At 65.0% G+C, this 254-nt stretch carries 1 pseudogene; it reads right to left on the bottom strand.

The features are described from left to right. Positions 1 to 109: 109 nt before the first annotated feature. Positions 110 to 254: pseudogene (locus WDW90_RS40190) on the bottom strand (undecaprenyl-diphosphate phosphatase); the annotation flags it as partial.

Below are 254 nucleotides of genomic sequence, written 5' to 3'. Positions count from 1 at the left end.
ATTCCCTCGCTCGAGATGCCGTGAACGCAAAACAGGATAGACACGGGATTCCGATACGCGCACCATTCGCCGAACGTGGTAAACAAGCCGTTAAGGAGGGTCCCGCCCCTTAACCCCAGAGCGCCAGCGCCGCCAGCCCGAGGCCGCCGACCACGAGCCGCCACCAGCCGAACAGCGCGTAGCCGCGCTTCGACACGTAGTCGAGCAGCGTGTGGACGACGATCAGCGCCACGATGAAGGCCGCCACGAAGCCG

The organism is Methylobacterium nigriterrae (assembly GCF_037106235.1).
Taxonomy (GTDB): Bacteria; Pseudomonadota; Alphaproteobacteria; order Rhizobiales; family Beijerinckiaceae; genus Methylobacterium; species Methylobacterium nigriterrae.
Note: the sequence above shows the minus strand (reverse complement) of the source record. Positions and strands in the feature narration are given on the sequence as shown.